Source organism: Paenibacillus sp. PK4536, from assembly GCF_028594455.2.
In the GTDB taxonomy this organism is placed as follows: Bacteria; Bacillota; Bacilli; order Paenibacillales; family Paenibacillaceae; genus Saccharibacillus; species Saccharibacillus nuruki.
Genome location: NZ_CP126313.1, coordinates 1,189,017 through 1,212,179 on the forward strand (window position 1 = coordinate 1,189,017; position 23,163 = coordinate 1,212,179).

Consider the following 23,163-nt stretch of genomic DNA (forward strand, 5'->3'; position numbering starts at 1 on the left):
CCTTTTGATCCGTTCATGATCTGTACGTGCTGGTTAGAATGCCTATTGGTTATAAATTCATGATTACATTCGTTTGATTTCTCTATCTACAACGTCATTTCATGAATGCTTAAGTCACTGTATAGTAGTTGCGATCTTGTTACCTAATCGGTCAGACAACTAAAAATTCAGCATGTTGTTCGCAATAACTACATTTTGCAGGCGGGTCCCAGTCCGAAAATTCGGTCTCTTTTAGATCGACAACATCCGGTGCTTCTTCCAATTCGTCTACGAATTCTTCCAATGCTTTTTCAATGTGTTCTTTACATACGACATACATCAATAGGGTCAAGCTCCTTTACTGGTTCAATATCTATATAGGTGAAGTGGTTAATCCGGCTTGGACTGAAGTTGAAGTGTAGCACTCTTCTTCACGTCATCCCGATAATAGGTGATCTCAAGCGAATCACCGACCTTCTTATGATTATACAAATACTTGCGTAAATCAAGTGTTGAAGCCATTTTTTCTTGATCCAATTGTACAATAATATCATCTGCCAGAATACCAGCTTCTTTGGCGGGTCCACTCGCTTCGACCACAATAATACCTTCTGTTACGCCTTTCGGCAACTCCGGCTTTTTATAGTCTTTCTCTTGCTCATCGAATAAACGATAGGCATTTTTATTATCAAAATCTGTTGTGTAGACACCCAGATAAGGACGACTGATTTTGCCATTTTTAATCAATAAATCAACATTTTTCATCACTTCATTGATCGGAATCGCAAATCCAAGTCCTTCGACTCCTGTATCCGAGATTTTCATCGTATTGATACCGATCACTTGTCCGTTCAAGTTCACCAATGCTCCACCACTATTGCCTTCATTGATTGCAGCATCAGTCTGGATCACATTTTGTTCCCAATCATATGTACCATCTTGATTCAATGATACTGGAATTAAGCGATTGTTGTAGCTGATAATACCTGATGTCATCGTACCATTAAATCCTAGTGGATTGCCAATAGCCATCACCGTCTCACCCAGTTGAAGCTGATCCGAGTTGCCTAATTGAGCGATTTTGTCGATGTTTTTACTGCTAATCGATAACACCGCAATATCGCTGATAAAGTCGGTTCCGACTACAGTCGCAGCTAATGTGGTGCCATCACTAAGAACAGTTTTCACTTGATCGGCATCTTGGATCACATGATTGTTGGTAACGATATAAGCTTTACTACCTTCTTTGCGGAAAATAACGCCCGATCCAAGTGCCGATTCATTCAGTGTAGACGACTCATCCTGATAATTTACAATACTCACCATCGCAGGTCGTACTTCATTGGCGACATGAATTAACTGCTCATAGGGATTACCGTCTGTTGATTGCGCCATGGTCGGTACGATACTACTGGCTACAACAGATGATGAACTATCGCTACTATACCATCCAAATAGGCTTACAATAATCATTACGGTCACAGCACTGCTGATAGAACTTACTGCTATGACTTTGAAAGTAGATCCTGATCGTGAACGTTGAGTCAATGAACGCTTTCTTCTCGATAAAAAGGGCACAGACATGTTACGTTTGGATCGTCGTGATACTTTGGTATTGTAGAAATCATCATCAAATAAGCTCATCCTGATCGCCCCTTCGCTTGTCTATGCTAATCAGATCAAATATATGATTTCAATTTTACCAAAAATAACCATTTTGTGAACATAAATTTATTTATCGCTTATCGTGTCCCATGGTGTTGGGCGATCATAATACGTTTCACATAGCTTAAATTCATGATCTTTGTAAAAGCACCCTCTACTTTCCATCGCATCACGTACAGTTAACTTTGCCAGTTCCATCATATTGTGATCACGACTCAAGTGAGCCAGATACGTCCGCTTGGTTTTGCGTGTTAACAGCTCACTTAATGCTTCGCCTGCTGCATCGTTGGATAAATGACCGATATCGCTAAGAATACGTCGTTTGGTATTCCACGGATATCTGCCCATACGCAACATTTCAACATCATGATTCGCTTCAAGTACTAATACATCTGAGCCAGAGATACTTTGCATCACTTTATCACTAACATATCCCAGATCGGTAGCTAGACTGAGCTTTTCATCTCCATCTGTAAAAAAATAACCGACAGGCTCTGCGGCGTCATGTGAGATGCCGAACGATTCAATTCGCATCGAACCAAAAGTAAGATGATCGCCTGTTTGCATAATCTGTTTTTGTTCAGGTGATAATTTGCCGATCGAGCGTTCCATCGCACCCCATGTTTTTTCATTGGCATAGATCGGTAATTCATATTTACGAGCGACAGCGCCTAATCCTTTAATATGATCAGAATGTTCATGTGTAATCAGAATCCCGTGAATCTGTTCACCGGTTAGATCACGCTCTTGTAACAATTCACCGATTCGGCGTGCACTTAATCCAGCATCGATTAATATCGTTGCATCTTTATTTTGAACAATGGTCGCATTGCCTGTTGATCCGCTTGATAAGACTGTAAACTGTATTCCCATGTGTCTACTCTACTCCTTATTTTCTGCCGCTGGAGGAACAATCACTTCTCCATTTACTGCTTGTACATAATAAAAGGCTCCACTATCCAGAGCAACACGCCATACCGGTACAGCGAGCTGATGAGTCGTATCCAGTGTCTGCCCATAAAAGCCGAGCGCTATATCTTTCACTACCGAACTTTCAGGTAATTCTTTTTCGATTAAAGTACCCAGTGCATTGGATGCCGATATAATTTCTTGCTTGGGTTGGTCTTGATTGGAACTTACCGTCCATTGAGGCTCAATATAAGAGGTAATCTTCTGATTACTATAATACAACTGTAAATTCATATTAAATAGAGGAAGATCACTATTAATGAGCGGATGCATCATAAAGACACTTTCTTCGCTCACTAATGGATCATACCGATAATTTTCAATATCAGGAATTTCGTTGGATAATTGATTGCGCAATTCATCTTCGTTAAAGATCAATTGGCTATCTACAGAACTTTTGAGCTTAATGGGTGTTGGCACAACATCTTGCCCTGTATATTGATAGATCACTTTGGACAAGATCGGTGTATCTCTTGGAATCTGTGCAGTCACCTGAATATGTTTGTCTTCCATCGCTTGCTGCGCATTATCGCTTAATGAGGTAAAGTCCAGATTGGATTGGGCTTGATCACGTACATCCACCCACAACTGATATCCCAATAAAACGTTCAGCAATAAAAAAGCACAGATCAGTACGCTTTTGGCTCTTCCCCAATCCATCGTGGACCTCCCAAATCATGTTCATTTTTTCATACTTATAGACGTATTGCTTGATGTTAGGACGATACTTTGACCATCTTGTAGCTTCACCATCCAGACTGGATTGAGTACGACCACTCCATTACCAAGTGTTGGACGATACGCTGGATAGATATCACGAATCGTCTGATCCGCTGGAATCTGGGCTTTGATCATATTTTGCAACACTTTCCCTCCAGGTAACGCAATCACTTTCGCCCGTGAGATATTCGATTCATTGAGGGGCGGATTGTTGATACCTGTATACAACATCGAGCGTTCATAAGAAGATACCGTTCCATGTTCCATCACTAGCTTCATATACCCGAACTTTAATTTCTCAGTATCGACGATTGGATAAGACTGAATATACTGACGGAAAATAAATTCTTTATCATTACTTGAGTTATTATCCATCAGCAACATATAAGAGCCCGGCCAACCGCCATGTTGATTCACAAAGTCAATCGCAGACAATACATTATCCGATACATTATTGGTACCTGTTGTCGGAGCGGTAGGATCGGTATATGTCATCCATTTCTGCTTGGTATCGACCTGTAGACTTCGCTTACTATCGGTATAGATTTCTGTTCCATTTTCCTCATTAATATTACGTGTAGCTCCTGGATCGAAAAACAGATTGCGTTGCATCTGTTCAGTGGTGTACATTTCAAGCTTCAAAGTTAGCGATTGAATCTCTAGTGCTGTCTGCGGAATATAATAACCATTCGTTTGATACAGATAATTGGTTGCTGTTGTATTCATTAACGTCATCTGCTGAATATCAGCGCTTGTCCAATCTAGATCTGTAGCTTCATAGACCACATCTCCACTCGCACTGAAAAAGAAAGCGCGTGGCTTGGTACTATTGGCTGTATTGTAGATCCAGATTCGATTGACGGTATCCCCTTCAAATAGTGAATCAGGGCTGATATCAAGTGTTCGTTCTAACAGACTTACAGGAATACCACTACTGAATGTCATTTCCAGTCCTGCATCGTTACGAACTTCATTCCAATTCACTGTCTGTACCGATAGACGTCTAAACTGACTAAAATTACTGCCTTTTAGACGACTATAAATCGCATTATAATTCGATGAGGCTGGATAGAACACCGTATGCTTGTTATTTTTGAGATGCAAAATCATCTGATCTGGAAAAATAGTATTCTCTATACTAGTACGTGGACCTATATCTTCTGTCTGTACATAACTGGCTTCCGAATTAGCCACCGAATCAGCTCCAGGCATCCGATAAATCAAATAATAACTTTGCACCAGACTAACTACAATCAAGCCTACAAGTAAGATGGATTTGATATTTTCTCTCAATGTGCTCCATCTCCTTCTTCATGCAAAGGTAGCGTAACTGTGACTTTGGTCCATTGTCCGAACTCAGATTCTAGAGAAATATGTCCCTCATGAGCAAGCACCATTTCCCGGGCAATAGAAAGTCCTAATCCAGTTCCCCCCATATTACGAGAACGTGCTTTGTCTACCCGATAAAAGCGTTCAAATATCCGATTTAAGTCTTGTTTTGGAATACCTATTCCTGTATCGGTTACCGTTATAGCGACCATTCCATCTTCTGTACCGTATGCACCCAGTGTCACTTTACCACCATCCGGTGTGTATTTTAACGAATTAGAGACTAGATTATCGAGCACTTGATCCATATGATCTCGATCAATCCATACACTCCCTACATCTGCATCCAGATCAGTAGCCGATTTAATATCTTTTTGCTGCATTTGAACAGAAAAGCGATCAATCGTATCTTCTAATAACTCTCGTACATCGGTACGCTGTTTGCGTAACATCGCTTCACTTGAATCTAAGCGTGATAAATGAAGCAAATCGGTCACCAGACGAATCATACGCTGAGTTTCATTTTGGATTACACCAATAAATCGCTCTGCAAGTGCTCGTTCTTCTAAAGCACCATCCTCCAGTGCTTCTGTGTAGCTCTTAATCGTTGTCAGTGGTGTACGCAATTCATGCGATACATTAGCGACAAATTCACGCCGTGCTCCTTCAAGCTTTTCTTGCTCCGTGACATCTTGTAAAACAGCAATAATACCCGTAATACTTTCTTTACGCCGATGAATCGGACTGAATGTGACTCGTACAATCGAAGAATTACCTTCATGTTCTTCACCAAGCTTCAATACGGTGCGTCGCAGTGTACCCTGTAAAAGTTTGGTACGTTCATTTTCAGGAAGATATAGAAGGTCTGCTAATTCTTTGCCTACGATCTCTTCTTCACTGACATTCATCATCGTTCCAGCCACACGATTCATCAAAATCACGCGTCCTTGCTCATCTGTAGCGACAACACCATCACTCATATTTTTTAGAATAGAAGCCAGTTTATCTTTTTCTTCTTCATTCTGTGCGAGGGCATCACGCAGACGACTGGTCATATAATTAAAAGCTTCACTGAGCTGACCAATCTCATCGTCACTATAGACGGTCATCTGATGATCAAAATTCCCTTCCGCTACTTCTTTGGCTCGGCGGGTCATTTCTTTGATCGGTTGTGTAATCGTATGTGCTAAAATCACGCCTAATACAGCTGTTAAAGCCAGTGCAATCAGAATACCGGAAAGGAAAATACTATTGATCCGCTTCATTGTGCTATATAATTCTTTCATGGAAGCAACAATATAGACAGCACCTACTGTTTTGCCACCACTAATTACGGGCTTGGCAACAACACGTTTGCGCTCTCCTGTCTCATCAATAATATACTCTTCGTTATCACTTATCCCTTGTAGCGCACGACTGACTACCGTCTGTGTATTACGCCGACCTTCCAGATCGGTACCTGATTCCAGAGAGGAAATTACAACTCGTCCGCTGATATCCAGCACTTGGATTTCTTGAATCTCTGTTCCACTCATATTGTACAAATTATCCACCATCAACTTCAGATCGTTGATCGCATTGGAACCTGCTTCTCCGCTACCTGACCATTTATCCGCAGCCAGTACAGAAAGTAATTCTGCCCGTTCTTGGAGATCCTGAGTAAAATTACTGGTTAATGAATTTTTCATAGCGCTCACAAAATAAACGCCGATTAACTGCATGGCGATCAAAATAAGCAATACATAAATAATGATCAGCCGTGCTTGAATCGTACGGCTGAACCCTGGAAGCAATGGAAATCTGCGCTTCACGTTACAGTCCTCCTGATTTGGGACTACGCATCATATAACCTAGACCACGACGCGTCAAAATATACTCTGGCTTACTAGGATCATCTTCAATCTTTTCACGTAAACGACGAATCGTCACATCGACTGTACGTACATCGCCAAAATATTCAAATCCCCATACCGCTTGCAGTAAATGTTCACGAGTCATCACTCGCCCTGCATTTTTCGCCATATAATACACCAATTCGTATTCGCGATGAGTAAGATCAAGTGGCTGATTTTCTTTATACACCATATACATATCGGTATCAATAAATAGCTCGATCAAACGGAGCCCTTTTTTCTCTTCTTCTTTGGCAGCTGGTGCAGTTGGTACAGCTGTTAATTTTTGCTGACGACGAATCTGTGCTTTGACCCGTGCTAATAATTCGCGTGTGCTGAACGGCTTAGTGACATAATCATCTGCACCTAGTTCTAACCCGAGCACTTTATCAATCTCAGCATCTTTAGCAGTTAACATAATAATAGGCATATGCATACGTGTGCGTATTTCCCGACATACATCCATGCCGTCTTTTCCCGGTAACATCAGATCCAATAAGATCAAATCTGGTTCTTCTGCAAATGCTAATTCAACAGCCGTTATTCCATCAAATGCACAGATAACTTCGTAACCTTCTTTTTCTAAATTGAATTTTAATATATCTGCGATCGGTTGTTCATCATCGACAACCAAAATTTTTCCCTGCATTTGTATTATTCACCCCATGCCTGCCTGTTATGCTTTCATTTTAACATATCCCTTTACTCCACGACATCATTGGTATCAGGCAATTTCAATCTATAGATATAAAAATACAGCTTCTATACTCAAAGTATATAGAAGCTGTATGGAATCCATTCTATTCGATTTATGGTAAGTATCCTAGTGGATTCTGGATCACCCCACCTGTATGCACTTCAAAGTGTAAATGAGTTCCTGTTGAATGCCCTGTGTTACCCATGACGCCGATATGTTGTCCTTTCTCGACAATCGCTCCAGTGCTTGTATCAATCTGGCTCAAATGACCATATAGCGTCTCATAGCCATTGTTATGATTAATAATAATGACATTTCCATAACCCGTCATCGTTCCTGCATAGCTGACCACGCCATCATCGGCTGCCATTACCGAAGAACTACCTACCAGATCGATCCCTTTATGCGTTTTGCCCCAACGTTGTCCATACGGACTGGTCACGCTCGCACCGGATACAGGCCACATGAAATTACCTGAACCTTCGCCTTGTACCACTTTAGTTCCTTTGATGATCACTTTAGGCGATGATTTCTTGGTCACTTCCTGACCTAACCATTCTTCGCGAAGCATTTGACCATTTTGCTTGGTCACACGATAATCGATTCGTTTGAGTCCTTTACTACCTTGAGCGACAACTTTAGACTCTCCTTCACGCATCGTTTCGCTTTTGCGAATCTCTACAGCTGGTTCTGTCACAATTTGCTCCGAATAGTCTTCAAATGTAGTTACAGTAATTGGAGGTTGCGGCACAGTTAACATCAGTTCATCACCGATCTGCATCGCCATTTCGTCGATTTTCGGATTATTCGCAAAAATTTCTTCTTGTGTAATATCATGATCTGCTGCAATAGAACTAATCGTATCACCTTCACGCACTACATAAGTAGTTGGTGATTCTACGCCAGTCATCATCACTTTCGCTAACTGAGTACTGCTTAACAATTTATTTGGATTAGCTTTGATTTCAGTCGTTGATACTTTTTGTTTCAATGTTACTGATTCTAAGCCTGTGACTTGTTTAGGATAAGCTTTCTTTGAGGTTTTGGTAGATGCTTTAGCAGATACTGCTTTTTTCGTATACTTCTTTTTGACCTGTTCTAGTGCTGCATCAATCACTTTTTGATCTTTGACAACACCGATCACTTTACCATCTATATTGACATCTACACTTTTAGCATATGCCGTTAGCATACCGTCCAGTGTTTTGAGTGTATTTGCAGAATTAACCTGTGCTTTATATGCACGTTCTTCAGTTGTTGTTATACCATTAGTGTTCAGTACCATTGTCGCTTTTGGATATTTCTTTTGATACGCAGCACGCTTTGTAGTAAAGAGTTGCTGTAATTCTTCCTGATGCAAAATCGTTCCAATCGCTTGTCCTTTAACAGACACCACATAATATGGAATTGTATTCGCAGTCACATACTGTGTACCTGCCCAAATAAGCCCCCCGACAACCACTAGACTTCCAGCAGCGATCATCAGCCGACGACGCATTTTATGTTTTCCCTGACGAATCGAATCTACTGTGATCGTATACCATGGTGAAGATGTTTCTGGCTGATCGGTAGATTGCTGTTCACTCTGCACTTCTAACTGTGGATCACGCGACTGATCTTGCTCGGGCGTGTTCCCCATCCCCAGTTTACTTTTAAACCCTTTCATGACCGTCTCCTTTTATCTTTATCCCTGTTCATGGTTAGATACTTTATTAGTGAAGTTCAGTTAATTATGTGTATGATATATGCTAATTATTAAAATTTGTCATTTAAAAGTGTCAAAAAATTAACCTTTTCTACTCCCCGTTTACTTTACCATAATCTCGACAAAATTTTCAACTTTACTCTTCATTAACATTTCACTTCTAAATGAACTAGATTAAAGAACAGCAAAAAAGACACCCTCACGGATGCCTTCTCTGAATATAGCTATAGTTTATGCTTCATCTATAAGACTTACTAGGATTAAAGCAATATTAGATATAAATCGGTGCTACTTGGTTCGTCTGCTCACGGTTACGTCCAACTGAGAAAATAGCAATTGGAATACCTGTAAGTTCAGATACGCGACTTACATAGTTACGTGTAGACTCTGGCAATTCGTCCAATGTCTTCACGCCTGTAATATCTTCACTCCAACCTGGCATTTCTTCATATACTGCTTCACATTCAGCAAGCATTTTAAGACTTGCAGGATAGTGGGTAATAAACTCACCTTTGTATTTATATCCTGTACAGATTTTCACTGTATCCAGACCTGTTAATACATCCAACGAGTTCAAAGACAATCCTGTGATTCCACTTACACGACGAGCATGACGAACAACCACACTATCGAACCAACCTACACGACGCGGGCGACCCGTTACTGTACCGTATTCATGACCTTTCTCACGGATGGTATCACCTGTTGCATCATTCAATTCCGTAGGGAACGGACCATCACCCACACGAGTCGTGTATGCTTTCGCTACACCGATGACTTGTTGAATTTTGGAAGGACCTACACCGGAACCGATACATACTCCACCAGCAGAAGGATTAGATGAAGTAACAAATGGATATGTACCTTGGTCGATATCCAGCATCACACCTTGTGCACCTTCAAAAAGAACACGTTTGCCAGCATCAATAGCATCATTCAATACGACAGATGTATCTTGTACATACTTACGTAAAAATTCTGCATATTCCAAGTAATCTTTCAAGATTTCTTCGACTTCTACAGGCTCGCCGCCATAGACTTGAGTAATCACTTGATTTTTTTCTTTCACTTGATGACGCAATTTAATTTCAAATTCTTCTGCATCCATCAAATCAGCAATACGGATACCCGAACGAGCGGTTTTATCCATATAACAAGGGCCAATCCCTTTACGAGTTGTACCAATTTTGTTAGGACCTTTGCGATCTTCTTCCAAAATATCAAGTACCATATGGTAAGGCATAATCACGTGAGCACGATCGCTGATTGTTAAGTTCTTCGTCGTAAACCCATTGTCATGCACATATTTAATTTCTTCGATCAATGCAGATGGATTAATAACCATACCGTTACCGATCACACAAGCTTTATCTTCGTAAAATATTCCAGAAGGAATCATCGTTAATTTGAATTTTTTCTCATTGATTAGGATGGTGTGACCTGCGTTGTTACCACCTTGATAACGTGCAACAAGATCAGCACTCTCTGAAAGATAGTCGGTAATTTTACCTTTGCCTTCGTCTCCCCATTGCGTTCCCACAACGACTACAGTTGACATGAAATCATTCCTCCGTAGGTGTTTTTATACACCGTGAATTTGAGCTGTCCGTTGCAAAAAAACAACTGATCAACAGCGAATATAATGCAAACAGCCAGACAGCATGAAAACTTCCTTGCGAGGAACGGTCAGACGTGCGCCAATGATAATGATCCGTTTCGCAGTGGAAGGGCGTAGCAGTGCTGTAACGCAAAGACTTACTAAAGCAATGTAAGCTTTTCAACACCATTATCAGTGTAACAGGCTGCTTTTTTAAAGTCAAATGAAAAGCGAACAATACATTCAATTAAAAATATTATCGTTCGGAAATACTCGCTTAACTTCTCCATACTCCACCTTTACTCAACGTCAAACCGCATTTTTGGTAAAAATAAGCATGTTCTTCTGTAAACGTACACGTTACAATTTCAATTTGATTGTACCGGGCTTGTTGTAATAGTGTACGTACCAAGCTTGTCCCAAGATGCTGATGACGGTAATCCGGATGGATCAGAATATCTTCTAAATAACCATGTTGTAAGCCCATACCTGAGATATATCCAAATGCAATTAGTCGCTGGTTTTCATCTCTCGCGCCTGCATAAAACTGACAACGTTCTAATAAAGCAGGATAATCTTGCTCTCGACGCTCCCACCCTACCGCTTCACGCATATCTGGTACTTCGTGAGGTTCTATAGATAGATTGATGGTTATTGGTTTTTTCATTTATTACGCTCCTTCAAAAGGAAGTTAGCATTTAATAGTGATTCTACAAAAGAAAAGAACCGCCTGAGCAGTTCTTTTTATATATTGATTTTCAATTGTTTGCGTAGCTCTTCTAATTTGGAACCGATCTGTTTGGCTCCATCTTCAGATAAAGGTGCATGCATAGTAAGGGTATGAACAGTATTCATGTCTTGCTCCGACTTACCGTATAGGCGTGAGTATCTACGAGGTATCACTGATCTTGCCTTTTGCAAAGCAGAATATCCATAATTTCCACGTCGTATTTTGTTTGTCATTGGCATCACATCCTCTCTCTGTAGTATACCATAATCAAAGATTTACCTATAGCTGGATCAAGCAAATAACGTGGGTGATGATCTATATGTCCAACGAACTGAGCACGATATACACGTTCATAATAATCAATTAAATTTGTTTTGGGTGTAAGCACTACAAAACCATCAAACCCTGCATCAAAACTAATTTTATAAGCACATGCAAACAAAACCTTACCTATATTAATATAAGAAACTCCACGTCGATGTGGCGGAGATTTTTCAACTAAAGCAAGTTCTACAAACAAATTATTCTGATCTTTTCGATATGCCAAACAGCCATGAATAACACCATGGCTGTCGACTAATTTCAGAGCGGTAAATATAGAGTTAGATTGTAAGTAAAGGCTCCAATCAAATGAAGATTCCCAACCTAATTTAGCAGAAATGTGTGGAAGATCAGATTCAGTTAAAGGAAAAAATTCAGCAAATATAATAACACCCGCTGTATCTTCAAGAATCCAAGGCACTCTATACACTCCTCTATATCTGTACTCAATCACTATTAAAATAATATTATTTATCGCTAACCTGCAAACATATCCGATTGCACACGTTCATAGTTCACGAATTTATTAAAGTTTTTCAAAAATACAAGTTCAACAGTACCTACCGGACCATTACGCTGTTTGGCGATAATAATCTCGATAATATTTTTCTTTTCTGTATCTGCATTATAATAATCATCACGATACAAGAAAGAAACGATATCCGCATCCTGCTCAATCGAACCGGATTCCCGCAAGTCAGACATCATCGGACGTTTATCCTGACGTTGCTCTACACCACGGCTCAGCTGAGACAAGGCAATAACCGGTACAGACAATTCACGAGCAATTTGCTTCAGTGTACGCGAGATTTCAGAGACCTCTTGCTGACGGTTTTCGCCTGCTTTACCGCGTCCCGAAATGAGCTGAAGATAATCAATTACGATCATACCCAGACCTTTTTCTTTTTTCAGACGACGACATTTAGCACGAATCTCTGAAACGGTAATTCCGGGTGTATCATCAATATAGATTTCGGCTTCAGACAGAGAAGAAATCCCCATCGTGAGCTTCGCCCAATCTTCATCACCTTTGAATTCACCGGTACGCATTACATTGGCATCCAGATTGGCTTCCGCACAGATCATACGTTGTACCAACTGTGCAGCCGACATCTCTAGACTGAAAATAGCTACCGTTTCTTTGGCACGTACCGCTACATTTTGCGCAATATTTAGTGCAAATGCCGTTTTACCTACCGAAGGACGAGCAGCCACAATAATCAGATCGCTTCGCTGAAATCCAGCTGTCATTTTATCCAAATCAACGAATCCAGACGGAATACCTGTTGTATTTCCACTGTTCTGATGTAGAATTTCAACCCGTTCAAATACTTCCATCAACACATCACGAATCGCAATAAAGCCACTACCTGTACGGCGATTAGAAATTTCCAAAATCCGTCGTTCGGCATCGCCAAGCATACTGCCGACATCTTCGCCGCCACCATATCCTTCGCTTACGATCTGTGTTGCAGTTCGAATCAATCGACGTAACATCGACTTTTCTTCGATAATTTGAGCGTAATAATCAACGTTAGCTGCTGTTGGAACTGCGTGAGCAAGCTTCGCCAGATAACTAACGCCGCCAATATCTTCTAACTGTGATCGATCTTGTAATAACGAAGTTAATGTAATCAGATCTATCGGCTGATTTTCTTCACCGAGATTAACCATTGCTTCATAGATCAGTTGGTGTGATTTATCGTAAAAATCCTCGCTGTCTACCCGTTCCATCACTGTAATTAACGCTTCCGACTGAAGCAAGATCGCTCCGAGTGCCGCCTGTTCCGCTTCTACATTCTGTGGCGGAACCCGATCGTAAAACATTTCGCCGCCCATTTTTACTCCTCAGTAACTTGGACTTTGAGCGTTGCTTTAACATCATGATGTAATTTTACAGCAACTTGTGTTACACCCAGTGTACGAATAGGCTCATCCAATTCAATTTTACGTTTGTCGACTTTATGTCCTTGTTTGCTCAAAGCTTCTGCAATTTGTTTGCTGGTAATCGCTCCGAATAAGCGTCCACCTTCACCTGATTTAGCTTTCAAATCAATCGTCAAAGCTTCTAATTGTTTAGCTAGTACTTCTGCTTCTTCTTTTTCTTCTTGCTTTTGGCGTTCTACCGCTGCTGCTTGGTTTTCAAGAATTTTGACATTACCACCTGTTGCTGGTTTAGCATGACCGTTTTTGATCAAGAAGTTTTGTGCGTAACCGTCTGCCACCTCTTTTACTTCACCTTTTTTACCGCTACCTTTTACGTCTTTCAGAAAAATAATTTTCATTCAAATAACCCCTCTTCCTTTTCCATTTGATCTAGTACTTCACGAAGTCGTGACTCCGCATATTCAATACTACCTTCAAGCTGGACAGCTGCATTGGTCAAATGACCGCCGCCACCTAATCGTTCCATCACGACCTGTACATTCATTTTACCAAGAGAACGGGCACTAATTCCAATCAAGCCATCCATTCGCTCGCTAATCACAAATGAAGCATGTACATTATTCATATTTAGCAGCGAATCTGCTACCTGTGCAATCAGCAATTGCGGAACCTGATGACCTGGTTCGGTTACTGCTAGCGCCACATGGTTATGAATAATTTTGGCGTGTTTGATAATTTCAGCTTTGGCGATGTAATCGCCTAAATCTTCTTTAAGCATTCGCTGTACCAATACGGTATCCGCACCATTACGACGTAAAAATCCTGCCGCTTCAAATGTACGTGAACCGGTATGTAGTGCAAAATGCTTCGTATCTACAATAATACCTGCTAGAAGCGAAGTGGCTTCCAGTGTTGTAAATTGTACTTTATCATGAATATATTGCAATAGCTCGGTCACAAGTTCACAGGTAGAAGAAGCATACGGCTCCAGATAGACCAGAACAGCATCATTGATAAATTCTTCTCCGCGACGATGATGATCCACTACGACAACACGCTTCGCCCGATCGACTAACTTCGGCTCAATCGTCATCGAAGATTTATGCGTATCGACTACAACTAATAATGTCTGTTCAGTCATCGCATTGAGTGCTTCATCCGGTGTAATAAAGCGTACCGATAAGCGCTCATCCAGTTCGATCCGTTCCATCATTTTCTCAATTGATGGATTCACTTTATCCAGCACAATATACGCATCTACATCATACATATCTGCTGCTTTGAGCATTCCGATCGCTGCACCGACAACATCCATATCCGGTATTTTGTGACCCATAATAAGAACTTGATCACTATCTAGCATGAGATCACGTAGTGCATGAGCAATAACACGTGCGCGCACTCTGGTACGCTTCTCGACTGCATTAGACTTCCCACCATAAAAGGATAGACGTTGATCTGCTTTGACTGCTGCCTGATCTCCACCGCGTCCTAGTGCCATATCCAGACTGGATTGTGCCAGTTCACCAAGCTCACTGATACTACCTGCCCCGAATCCTACACCTACACTGAGTGTTAATGGCACTTTGAGATCAGCTGTCATTTCTCGAATCTCATCCAAAATCACAAATCGACTTTGTTCCAATTCACGTAATGATTTCTGATTCAGTAACAATAAGTAACGCTCAGAGGATAATCGTCTTACATAAATGCCGTAATTTTTAGCCCAATCAGTAATTCGTGTCGCTACACGAGCGATTAAGCTAGTTCGTTGTTGATCATCCATACCTTGTGAAGCTTCATCAAAATTATCTAAAAATACAATACCCAGTGCTAGACGTTCTTCTTCATGACGATCACGCAGATCGGCAAATGTCGTTACATCTTGCAAATAAATCAATCGTTCATCCGGTAAAATAATCAATTCGATCGTCAAATGTCCATGTGGCAATTCAAAGCGTACTTCTTTCGAAGATTCTTTACGTGCTTCTTCTTTAGCCTGCTGATAAGCATCCACAAATCGAGGAAAACATTCTTCAAGCGATGTACCGACCAACGTTTTGCGTCCAAACATACTTCCGATATACCGATTATGCCATTCAACTGTATATTGATTGTCGTACAAAATAAGACCAAAAGGAAGCGTACTGACCGCTTCCTCTTCTACACGCCTGATCCGAAAAGATAATCCAGCAATATACTCATCTAATTCCCGTCGAAATGTAAGCTCTGCACGAAGTAAAGACACACCGAACAAAATCACACAGCAAAGTGCAGCCAGTCCGATAATCCAATTGAACCAAGACAGCAAAATGACCAGAACCAGCATAAGCAGAGATGCCCATACTGTTCGATAACCATGCCAGCGGTTTAACAAAAAATTAGGCATCATTCATCACCTTACCGTTTCGGTCTCGTAATATATTCGCGGAGCGGGAAAGCTAGATCGATAATACCAACAATCCGAAGTGGAGGAATCAATACCACCACTAGAGATAATAGAAACGGAAGAAACGAATTCCATTTCCGATGATGCGCCATAAAGAATACAAATCCGATCGTTTGGATCGTAAATGCAATATGTACCAGCGGCATAAAGTTAAGCACAAACGCTGCCAATACACCTGTTATATTGCTAGCTACGAAATACTCTAAAAGTACAGCAAGCAAATAATACCAGATCAAAGAACGTGGTAATCTCCACTCACGCGCAGGTCTTAATTTAGAAACCGAATAATTCATACTTTCCAAAATTGGACGACAGATCGCATGGGTGATCACAACCATTGTAAATGAGCTAATAATCAATGCGAAAGGAATCATTTGTAGCGTATAGTTCCATAATCCACGCACAAATTCCGGTGAGAAAATATCAGCAATATCTGGATTGATATCTGCCATCGCTCGCATAGGAGCTACAGAGAATTCTACAATATCTTTAACATAGACGGCGAGATTAAACTTATAAACGACAGTAGCAAAAATGAGCAATAGCAACATTTCTACAAGGGTGGTGATGCCTGTCGTAAATATAACTCGCAAAGCAGAAGCATTTTTCTTGTACAATCGTCCCATAACAATACCAGGTACCATAAAGAATATACCAAGTACCGCTACATAAATGCCTAACCTACCTTCCAGTTGAATCGCTACGATCATCGTAATCAACCAGATCGGAACCAGGTGCATAATAAATTGGCGCAGGTTTAGTGTCGAGTACAGCACGACTACAGGCACAATCAGAAAAAATATCGTTATAATGGATAATGAAGTTAATAAAGACAGCAACAGAAGCAAATAAGCTATACTCCATGCCACCGATGTCCAGCGCAATTTCAAAACATTCACCTCTTACCTACATGTTATTCAGCAATTAGCTAAAAAAGATTTACTCATCATTATAGCATAAACGCCAATAAACACACATCGATTTATCAATACCGCTTACGTAACTTTCATATTCTTAGCCATTCTTGATTTTTCAGGGCTATACTCCCCGCTACGTACAAATTGCTCACAATATTCTATAATCTGACTACGTCTAACAATACCGATAAAACGATTCATATCATCGACAACTGGTACAAAGTTCTGCACTTTTGCCAGATTGATCAAATCTTCCATATTGGCATCGATCGATACAGGTTTATTATCTTTTTGCAAAGGTACATCTGACATGAGAAATTTAGAAGCGTTCTCAAAAGTCACTTTACCTTCTGAATTTTTCATAAACCATAGCAGATCGCCTTCTGTAACTGTACCTGCGTAGCCTCCATCTTTATTCAACATAGGTACAGAAGTATAACGATGGTATTCCATTCTTTCAAGCGTCTGACGTAGTGTCGAATTAAGGGTGACACAAACGACCTCCTGCTTCGGTAGCAGAAAAAACGCAATATTCATGAAAAATCCTTCCTCTCATCATCTCAAAAACTCTAACATGATCTTATTCTAAATCCTTATTTCTTACTCCATACGTTTATGCTCAATCCTGTACAGTACGTAATAAGAAATACTTCGTTTCAGGATTCTCTTTTATTTTAAGCGATATCGCCGCTACAATAAAGCGAGTTAGTGAATCTGAGAGTCAGCAGGCTCAGCGGCTCTGTCTGCGGAATCCCTATTATTTATATCGGAATCAGAAGCGTCTGATTTCATCCATTCATTGATCAAATCGCGTGCTTCTTTAATTTCACTTTCACGTGGCACTTCGTAATAGACACCATCTACATATTCTCCATCGCCAGCAATCGTAAATGAAGTCACTTCAGGCTTACCACTACGCAGTATTTGACTCGCTAAGCCTGTAATCGTTTGTGGGCGCATATCTGTTTTGAAATTATTGCCCATGATAGTCAACAATTGAGGAATTTTTTCAATCTGGTTAAGTTGTATCGCTTGATCTGCTAAGGCTTGTAAAAAAATCTGCTGACGTTTGGTACGTCTAAAATCACTATCTTCTCGATAGCGTACATAATAAAGCGCATCCTGCCCTGTATAAATAGGCTTACCACCTTCTATGGTAAACTGCTCATGGTTAGGATCTTTATTGACGATATCTTCTTCTATCGGTAATTTTATGCCTCCTAAGGCATCTACAGAATCGATCAACCCTTGAAAGTTAATCGTTGCATAATAATTAAGCTTTTCATCCATTAGATTCTCAACCGTATCCATCGACATTTCGATACCGCCGAATGCATAAGCATGATTGATTTTATCTTTTTTGCCTTTGCCTACAATTTCTGTGTACGTATCACGCGGAATCGAGATCAATAACACTTTAGATTCCAACGGACGCATCACAGCAAAGATAAGGGTGTCTGAACGTGCTGTTTCGTTATCTCGCTGATCACTTCCGACCAATAACATCGAAAACGGCTCTGTCAGTACAGGAAGTTCTTCGGTGGCTTCTTGCTCGCCTCCAATTTGACGTACAGGTTGATAGGTCTGCTCTAATTGATCTTCAATACTGCCCGCTACGAACCAATCGAACATCAATGCAGAGATAGGTTTGCGTAACAGAAACAGGCTTCCAGCTACGACCACTAATGCAATTGCAGCTCCAATAGCTATTTTACGTTTTCTCGCCATTCATCCATTCCTCTTTTCAGACAGACCCGTATTATCATCATTAAACGTTTGATAACGACTATGACACAGGTTTATGGTTTTGCTCATTATACTTCAAAATACATTTTTACAACATAAAAAGCGCACAGGATCACATCTTCGAAATCCAGACATGATTCTGTACGCTATAGAAACAGACAAATCAACGATTTATCTGCATATATTTATAATAGTAATAAATATATACTACTCAGTTGTGTAAGGTAGCAATGCGATTTGACGAGAACGTTTAATCGCGATAGTCAACATACGTTGGTATTTTGCACTTGTACCTGTTACACGGCGTGGCAAAATTTTACCACGTTCGCTGATAAATTTACGAAGCAAGTCCGTATCTTTATAGTCGATGTGCTTAATTTTGTTTACAGTGAAAAAACATACTTTACGACGTTTGTTACGGCCACGGCGTCCACCTGGACGTCTGCCTTCTCCATCGCCGCTTTCGCGTCTATTGAAGCTCATATCATTCAGTCCTTTCTTTCATTAAAATGGCAAATCATCATCGGAAATATCTATCGGTTTACCGTCATCAGAGAATGGGTCCTGGTTATCTCGTGAGTTGTTGTTTCCATTATTACTATTATAGTTGCTACGGTTATTACTGCCGCCGCCGCTATTGCTAGTATTATTAGAAGACTCTTCACGGGAAGATCCTCCACTGCCACTACCATCACGATTAGACTCAAGGAAACGAACATTATCAGCTATAACTTCAGTCACGTATACACGTTTTCCTTCATTATTCTCATAATTACGTACTTGAATTCGGCCTTCAACCGCAGTTAAGCGACCTTTTCGTAAATAGTTAGCACAAGTTTCAGCCAGTTGTCTCCAAGTGACGACCGGGATAAAGTCCGCTTCGCGCTCTCCACCTTGGCTCGTAAAAGGACGATCCACTGCTAATGTGAACTGGGTTACAGCTACACCAGCAGGTGTATAGCGAAGCTCCGGGTCTTTGGTTAACCGGCCGATTAAAATGACACGGTTTAGCAATCCAATCCCCTCCTCGAACGGTTATTACAGTTAAGCAGATTATTTAGTAACGTCAAGAGTAATGAGATAACGAATAACATCGTCAGAAATCTTCATAAGACGTTCTAGTTCAGCAACAACTTCTGGTGCTGATTGGAAGTTTACCAATACATAGATACCGTCACGAATTTTCTTGATCTCATACGCAAGACGACGTTTACCCATTACATCATGCTTTGTAATTTCGCCGCCGTTTGTGATGATGCCTTTGAACTTCTCAACAGCTGCATCTACAGCTTCTTGTTCCAGTTCAGGACGAAGAATGTACATCACTTCATAATTGCGCATAGTTTTCACCTCCTCTTGGACTAAGGCCCCTAATCAATGTCAGGAGCAAGGAACGAGCATAGACTCGAACTATATGATTATACCAAATCATAGTACATGAATACAAGCTTTATTTTAAGAAAATATATTTATAGAAAAAATATGTGGTAGAAATTAAAAAAGCTCCATCGCAATTCTGCGACAGAGCTTAGTAAACAAATATGTAGGTTGCAAAAATCATTGGGAAAAGAAGTGGCGGAGAGAGAGGGATTCGAACCCTCGCACGCCCTGAAGCGCCTAACTGATTTCGAGTCAGTCCCCTTATAACCTCTTGGGTACCTCTCCACGTCCGAGTTGACAACAGAATTGATTATACTCCATTATATTTGGGTTGGCAAGAATCGATTTCCCTTTACAGAATAGGATTTAACGCCTATATTGGTACCTGGTCATAATCTTATTTATACATATTCATTTGTAATATTCCTTGATAATTCATTCTGTACTATAACAGTTTTAGCTCACTTATTGCCATTAGGCAAAGCTTTATACAGTCTATGCATTTTTATGAATTTCAATGAATATAGCGTTATTCTCTCTGATTGTACGATTAGTAGTATTAATTTACTTCTCCCCTACTCCCTCATCCTAATCAGCTTGTTCCTTGTTAAAAGGAATCAAATAAACCCTCCACTCGTATGTTATTGTCCCTTTACTTGGATCTCTTTAAGTCATTTGCTTCATAAAACTTGCCTTTGATCGCTGCCTGTTATATTCTACTAACTCATTGTGCAATCGATCGTATCTGCTTATAAAGTTATACACAATCATGCTATACAGCAAATAAAAAAGGTTATCCACAGTGGATAACCTTTAAAATACTATTTTCTTCTTTGTTTTCTGTTGATAACTTATTTTTGCTTCTTACTCACTGGCTGGTTGTATTTCACTCTCAACCGATCGTAATACCTTTTTCATATTTTTCTCAAATTTGGCTCTAGGTACTAATACACTATGCTTGCATCCCACGCATTTTATACGGATATCCATCCCCATCCTTATAATTTCCATCTCATTACTTCCACAAGGATGTGGCTTTTTCATTTGCACAATATCGCCCAATTGAAAAACCTTACGTTCCATTTCTTCACCCTCCACATATCCTTATCATCATAACTTTCTCTATCGTACTATACTGTTATATTCTAGCAAACTTATCCACATGTTTATATTGTTTCAATCATTCTTTTTATTGATCATTTGATATATTTTCATCGCGTTTGTCTTTGACTTGCGATTCAAGTTCTCCCTCACCTTGTAACGGTCGATCCGCTGCTTCTTGTTCTTTTGCTTTTTGAGCCTCTTCTTCTTGCTGTTTGGCTTCTAATAATAAGCGTTCTTCCTCTTCATGATCCAATGCTTTTTTCACAGCTGTTTGTACCGCACGCTCTACACCTGCTCTTGAGTTTGGCTGACACTCAGCGACGATCCGAATCGCATACTCTGCTGTTGTTAATGATTGAATCCCTAATACTTCTGGCATTTTCAACATTTCTGGATGATCGTCTTTCAATTCTTCTACCGCTTGTTTGACTAATTTCAATGCATCATCCATACTACGTTCTAATTTTAGAGGCACATCGACAACGGCTAATGAATTTGAAAGTGAAAAGTTGGTTACACTGATAATTGATCCGTTAGGGATAATGTTTACCTCGCCATTCCAGCTCACCAGACGTGTTGTACGCAATCCGACCATCTGTACTGTTCCTTTATACAGTCCGACCTGAATGACATCACCTACAGCAAATTGATCTTCGAAAATAATAAAGAATCCTGTGATAATATCTTTTACAATACTTTGAGCACCAAAACTGATCGCTAGACCTGCTACACCGGCTCCTGTTAATAGCGGGGTCAGATTAAATCCGAATTCATTCAATACTAACATGATCATAATAAAGTTAAACACACTAGAAACTACATTTTTTAATAATTCGCCAATCGTAATAAATCGTCTTGGATTTGTTCTGAGTCTAGTTTTATCTTTCCCTTGCAAAGAACGCTCAATGACTTTGCTTATCACCTTGATAGCAATTTGAGTCAGTATAAAAATCAAAACGATACGAATACTGGAAAATAAAAACTGCCACCACATATCGGTATCGCTTGCCCATTTCCACAAGCCACTTGTAAATCCACTCACTTGATCTGTCGCTGATTCAGTTAATTGTTGAATATCCTGACCACCTGTTTGTTCACTTAAAAATCCTTTCATTCTTTCACCCTCCTATAACACAATCTGCTCATATGTCTGTTTTTGATATTTGAAAATGCCTCGAATATCTACTTGTTCTGTTTGGATAATTTCGCTCACTTCTGGCAAATCAGCTTCTGGAAACTGGATACATAATGCACAACCCGCTGTAATTTCTTTAGGTGTAGGGAACATATCATTTTCAATATCTGCATATTCCAGTAACATCTCCGCACGTAAAGCTTGCTGCGTAGAATCAAAAGCAATCACCAGTATACCATCCATCTTTTTCTTTACCCCCTTTTACAATCGATGTCCCTACCAATAACCCAACTTCTTTCTTAAAGCTTACACGTATCTGCCTATAGATACAAAATCGCCGCCATCCACAATAAGAGCTATGTTAGCATCTTGTTGTAAATGACGGCGTTTCTATCGTTTTTGAATCTAAATTATATTTTAGTTGATGCAGGTGATTTAGCAAGTTGAATGGCTTCTTTTTCTTCAGGAGACAGGTTGTAGGTAGATTCGCTTTTGACAATCGGTTTAGCATACATGTAAGAGCTATCTCGATTGTGAAGCCCTGTAAGAATAACACCGTCTGATTCATCATTGAGAATCGCTAATGAAAAACTAAGATCACTACCATGCTCCGAAAAAGCATTGTATCGTTTCATACCAATATGTGCCGGTACTTGACGCAAACGATTTTCGATCGCTTGAAAACGATCCCGTTTGTTTTGCTCATCATCTTCGATCGAATCCATTTGCAACTTTAAGTCTAGCAATAATGTTTCTAAGTTTTCTACTCCACTGCCTGCCATCATCTGATTGTACCGTTTGCGCATTTTGCTTAATTTGACTGCTTGCACAATAGCAATAATCAAGAAAATAATTATGATAATTGCTATACCTCCTACAAACAAATACAACTGTTCTGCTATCAGTCCATTCAATTCCGCCATCGTTGTCTGCTCTCCTCT

At 40.2% G+C, this 23,163-nt stretch carries 25 protein-coding genes and 1 tRNA gene; all 26 read right to left on the reverse strand.

Annotated features, from left to right (window positions below):
- Positions 1–151: 151 nt before the first annotated feature.
- Positions 152–319 (reverse strand): CxxH/CxxC protein, encoded by a 168-nt coding sequence (locus tag PO903_RS05505; RefSeq protein WP_069326412.1) that lies wholly within the window; start codon positions 317–319, stop codon positions 152–154.
- 50 nt (positions 320–369) lie between these two features.
- Positions 370–1,623, reverse strand: coding sequence for a S1C family serine protease (locus PO903_RS05510; protein ID WP_069326411.1), 1,254 nt, complete (start codon positions 1,621–1,623; stop codon positions 370–372).
- An 87-nt stretch (positions 1,624–1,710) separates the two neighbouring features.
- A complete protein-coding gene (locus tag PO903_RS05515) occupies positions 1,711–2,517 on the reverse strand; it encodes an MBL fold metallo-hydrolase (RefSeq protein ID WP_069326410.1) in 807 nt (268 codons plus the stop codon).
- A 9-nt stretch (positions 2,518–2,526) separates the two neighbouring features.
- On the reverse strand, positions 2,527–3,273 hold the full coding sequence (gene yycI / locus PO903_RS05520; protein ID WP_273592862.1) for a two-component system regulatory protein YycI: 747 nt from the start codon (positions 3,271–3,273) through the stop codon (positions 2,527–2,529).
- A gap of 21 nt (positions 3,274–3,294) precedes the next feature.
- Positions 3,295–4,626 (reverse strand): YycH family regulatory protein, encoded by a 1,332-nt coding sequence (locus tag PO903_RS05525; protein ID WP_273592863.1) that lies wholly within the window; start codon positions 4,624–4,626, stop codon positions 3,295–3,297.
- Positions 4,623–6,473, reverse strand: a complete 1,851-nt coding sequence (walK, locus tag PO903_RS05530) for a cell wall metabolism sensor histidine kinase WalK (RefSeq protein ID WP_083243350.1) — start codon at positions 6,471–6,473, stop codon at positions 4,623–4,625. Before walK ends, PO903_RS05525 begins: the two co-directional genes overlap by 4 nt.
- Before the next feature lies 1 nt (position 6,474).
- Complete coding sequence (yycF, locus tag PO903_RS05535) at positions 6,475–7,203, reverse strand: response regulator YycF (RefSeq protein ID WP_137224800.1); 729 nt, start codon at positions 7,201–7,203, stop codon at positions 6,475–6,477.
- A 160-nt stretch (positions 7,204–7,363) separates the two neighbouring features.
- Positions 7,364–8,917, reverse strand: coding sequence for a peptidoglycan DD-metalloendopeptidase family protein (locus tag PO903_RS05540; RefSeq protein WP_069326406.1), 1,554 nt, complete (start codon positions 8,915–8,917; stop codon positions 7,364–7,366).
- A 310-nt stretch (positions 8,918–9,227) separates the two neighbouring features.
- Entirely contained in the window at positions 9,228–10,514 is a 1,287-nt protein-coding gene (locus PO903_RS05545) for an adenylosuccinate synthase (RefSeq protein ID WP_069326405.1), read from the reverse strand.
- A gap of 316 nt (positions 10,515–10,830) precedes the next feature.
- Positions 10,831–11,220: a GNAT family N-acetyltransferase gene (locus tag PO903_RS05550; protein ID WP_273592864.1), complete on the reverse strand. Its 390-nt coding sequence runs from the start codon at positions 11,218–11,220 to the stop codon at positions 10,831–10,833.
- Positions 11,221–11,297: 77 nt separating this feature from the next.
- Positions 11,298–11,516: a hypothetical protein gene (locus PO903_RS05555; protein ID WP_069326403.1), complete on the reverse strand. Its 219-nt coding sequence runs from the start codon at positions 11,514–11,516 to the stop codon at positions 11,298–11,300.
- Between the two features lie 5 nt (positions 11,517–11,521).
- Positions 11,522–12,025, reverse strand: coding sequence for a hypothetical protein (locus PO903_RS05560; RefSeq protein ID WP_273592865.1), 504 nt, complete (start codon positions 12,023–12,025; stop codon positions 11,522–11,524).
- Between the two features lie 56 nt (positions 12,026–12,081).
- A complete protein-coding gene (gene dnaB / locus PO903_RS05565; protein ID WP_069326401.1) occupies positions 12,082–13,443 on the reverse strand; it encodes a replicative DNA helicase in 1,362 nt (453 codons plus the stop codon).
- Between the two features lie 2 nt (positions 13,444–13,445).
- Positions 13,446–13,889, reverse strand: coding sequence for a 50S ribosomal protein L9 (gene rplI, locus PO903_RS05570; protein ID WP_069326400.1), 444 nt, complete (start codon positions 13,887–13,889; stop codon positions 13,446–13,448).
- A complete protein-coding gene (locus tag PO903_RS05575) occupies positions 13,886–15,880 on the reverse strand; it encodes a DHH family phosphoesterase (protein WP_069326399.1) in 1,995 nt (664 codons plus the stop codon). The genes rplI and PO903_RS05575 overlap by 4 nt, the downstream gene beginning before the upstream one ends.
- An 11-nt stretch (positions 15,881–15,891) precedes the next feature.
- The gene (locus tag PO903_RS05580; protein WP_069326398.1) at positions 15,892–16,830 is read right to left on the reverse strand and encodes a DUF2232 domain-containing protein; all 939 of its coding nucleotides are present in this window, start codon (positions 16,828–16,830) and stop codon (positions 15,892–15,894) included.
- 105 nt (positions 16,831–16,935) lie between these two features.
- Complete coding sequence (locus tag PO903_RS05585) at positions 16,936–17,394, reverse strand: CBS domain-containing protein (RefSeq protein WP_069326397.1); 459 nt, start codon at positions 17,392–17,394, stop codon at positions 16,936–16,938.
- A 168-nt stretch (positions 17,395–17,562) separates the two neighbouring features.
- Positions 17,563–18,585, reverse strand: a complete 1,023-nt coding sequence (locus PO903_RS05590; protein WP_069326396.1) for an LCP family protein — start codon at positions 18,583–18,585, stop codon at positions 17,563–17,565.
- 225 nt (positions 18,586–18,810) lie between these two features.
- Positions 18,811–19,086, reverse strand: a complete 276-nt coding sequence (gene rpsR, locus PO903_RS05595) for a 30S ribosomal protein S18 (protein ID WP_069326395.1) — start codon at positions 19,084–19,086, stop codon at positions 18,811–18,813.
- Positions 19,087–19,107: 21 nt separating this feature from the next.
- Positions 19,108–19,617 carry a single-stranded DNA-binding protein gene (ssb, locus tag PO903_RS05600; protein WP_273592866.1) on the reverse strand — a complete coding sequence of 170 codons (510 nt, stop codon included), beginning with the start codon at positions 19,615–19,617 and terminating at the stop codon, positions 19,108–19,110.
- A gap of 39 nt (positions 19,618–19,656) precedes the next feature.
- A complete protein-coding gene (gene rpsF, locus PO903_RS05605) occupies positions 19,657–19,944 on the reverse strand; it encodes a 30S ribosomal protein S6 (RefSeq protein WP_069326393.1) in 288 nt (95 codons plus the stop codon).
- A gap of 232 nt (positions 19,945–20,176) precedes the next feature.
- A tRNA-Ser gene (locus tag PO903_RS05610) sits at positions 20,177–20,268 on the reverse strand.
- A gap of 579 nt (positions 20,269–20,847) precedes the next feature.
- Positions 20,848–21,066 (reverse strand): DUF951 domain-containing protein, encoded by a 219-nt coding sequence (locus tag PO903_RS05615; protein WP_069326392.1) that lies wholly within the window; start codon positions 21,064–21,066, stop codon positions 20,848–20,850.
- Positions 21,067–21,172: 106 nt separating this feature from the next.
- The gene (locus PO903_RS05620) at positions 21,173–22,201 is read right to left on the reverse strand and encodes a mechanosensitive ion channel family protein (protein WP_137224810.1); all 1,029 of its coding nucleotides are present in this window, start codon (positions 22,199–22,201) and stop codon (positions 21,173–21,175) included.
- A 12-nt stretch (positions 22,202–22,213) separates the two neighbouring features.
- Entirely contained in the window at positions 22,214–22,465 is a 252-nt protein-coding gene (locus PO903_RS05625) for a putative Se/S carrier protein (RefSeq protein WP_273592867.1), read from the reverse strand.
- Positions 22,466–22,632: 167 nt separating this feature from the next.
- Positions 22,633–23,145 (reverse strand): DUF4446 family protein, encoded by a 513-nt coding sequence (locus tag PO903_RS05630; protein WP_273592868.1) that lies wholly within the window; start codon positions 23,143–23,145, stop codon positions 22,633–22,635.
- Between the last annotated feature and the right edge of the window lie 18 nt (positions 23,146–23,163).

Bases quoted from the DNA above. Each gene is read 5' to 3' on its own strand.
- PO903_RS05505 (WP_069326412.1), bottom strand. From the start codon at position 319: ATGTATGTCGTATGTAAAGAACACATTGAAAAAGCATTGGAAGAATTC.
- PO903_RS05510 (WP_069326411.1), bottom strand. From the start codon at position 1,623: ATGAGCTTATTTGATGATGATTTCTACAATACCAAAGTATCACGACGA.
- PO903_RS05515 (WP_069326410.1), bottom strand. From the start codon at position 2,517: ATGGGAATACAGTTTACAGTCTTATCAAGCGGATCAACAGGCAATGCG.
- yycI (WP_273592862.1), bottom strand. From the start codon at position 3,273: ATGGATTGGGGAAGAGCCAAAAGCGTACTGATCTGTGCTTTTTTATTG.
- yycF (WP_137224800.1), bottom strand. From the start codon at position 7,203: ATGCAGGGAAAAATTTTGGTTGTCGATGATGAACAACCGATCGCAGAT.
- PO903_RS05540 (WP_069326406.1), bottom strand. From the start codon at position 8,917: ATGAAAGGGTTTAAAAGTAAACTGGGGATGGGGAACACGCCCGAGCAA.
- PO903_RS05545 (WP_069326405.1), bottom strand. From the start codon at position 10,514: ATGTCAACTGTAGTCGTTGTGGGAACGCAATGGGGAGACGAAGGCAAA.
- PO903_RS05550 (WP_273592864.1), bottom strand. From the start codon at position 11,220: ATGAAAAAACCAATAACCATCAATCTATCTATAGAACCTCACGAAGTA.
- PO903_RS05555 (WP_069326403.1), bottom strand. From the start codon at position 11,516: ATGACAAACAAAATACGACGTGGAAATTATGGATATTCTGCTTTGCAA.
- dnaB (WP_069326401.1), bottom strand. From the start codon at position 13,443: ATGGGCGGCGAAATGTTTTACGATCGGGTTCCGCCACAGAATGTAGAA.
- rplI (WP_069326400.1), bottom strand. From the start codon at position 13,889: ATGAAAATTATTTTTCTGAAAGACGTAAAAGGTAGCGGTAAAAAAGGT.
- PO903_RS05575 (WP_069326399.1), bottom strand. From the start codon at position 15,880: ATGCCTAATTTTTTGTTAAACCGCTGGCATGGTTATCGAACAGTATGG.
- PO903_RS05585 (WP_069326397.1), bottom strand. From the start codon at position 17,394: ATGAATATTGCGTTTTTTCTGCTACCGAAGCAGGAGGTCGTTTGTGTC.
- PO903_RS05590 (WP_069326396.1), bottom strand. From the start codon at position 18,585: ATGGCGAGAAAACGTAAAATAGCTATTGGAGCTGCAATTGCATTAGTG.
- rpsR (WP_069326395.1), bottom strand. From the start codon at position 19,086: ATGAGCTTCAATAGACGCGAAAGCGGCGATGGAGAAGGCAGACGTCCA.
- rpsF (WP_069326393.1), bottom strand. From the start codon at position 19,944: ATGCGCAATTATGAAGTGATGTACATTCTTCGTCCTGAACTGGAACAA.
- PO903_RS05615 (WP_069326392.1), bottom strand. From the start codon at position 21,066: ATGGAACGTAAGGTTTTTCAATTGGGCGATATTGTGCAAATGAAAAAG.
- PO903_RS05620 (WP_137224810.1), bottom strand. From the start codon at position 22,201: ATGAAAGGATTTTTAAGTGAACAAACAGGTGGTCAGGATATTCAACAA.
- PO903_RS05625 (WP_273592867.1), bottom strand. From the start codon at position 22,465: ATGGATGGTATACTGGTGATTGCTTTTGATTCTACGCAGCAAGCTTTA.
- PO903_RS05630 (WP_273592868.1), bottom strand. From the start codon at position 23,145: ATGGCGGAATTGAATGGACTGATAGCAGAACAGTTGTATTTGTTTGTA.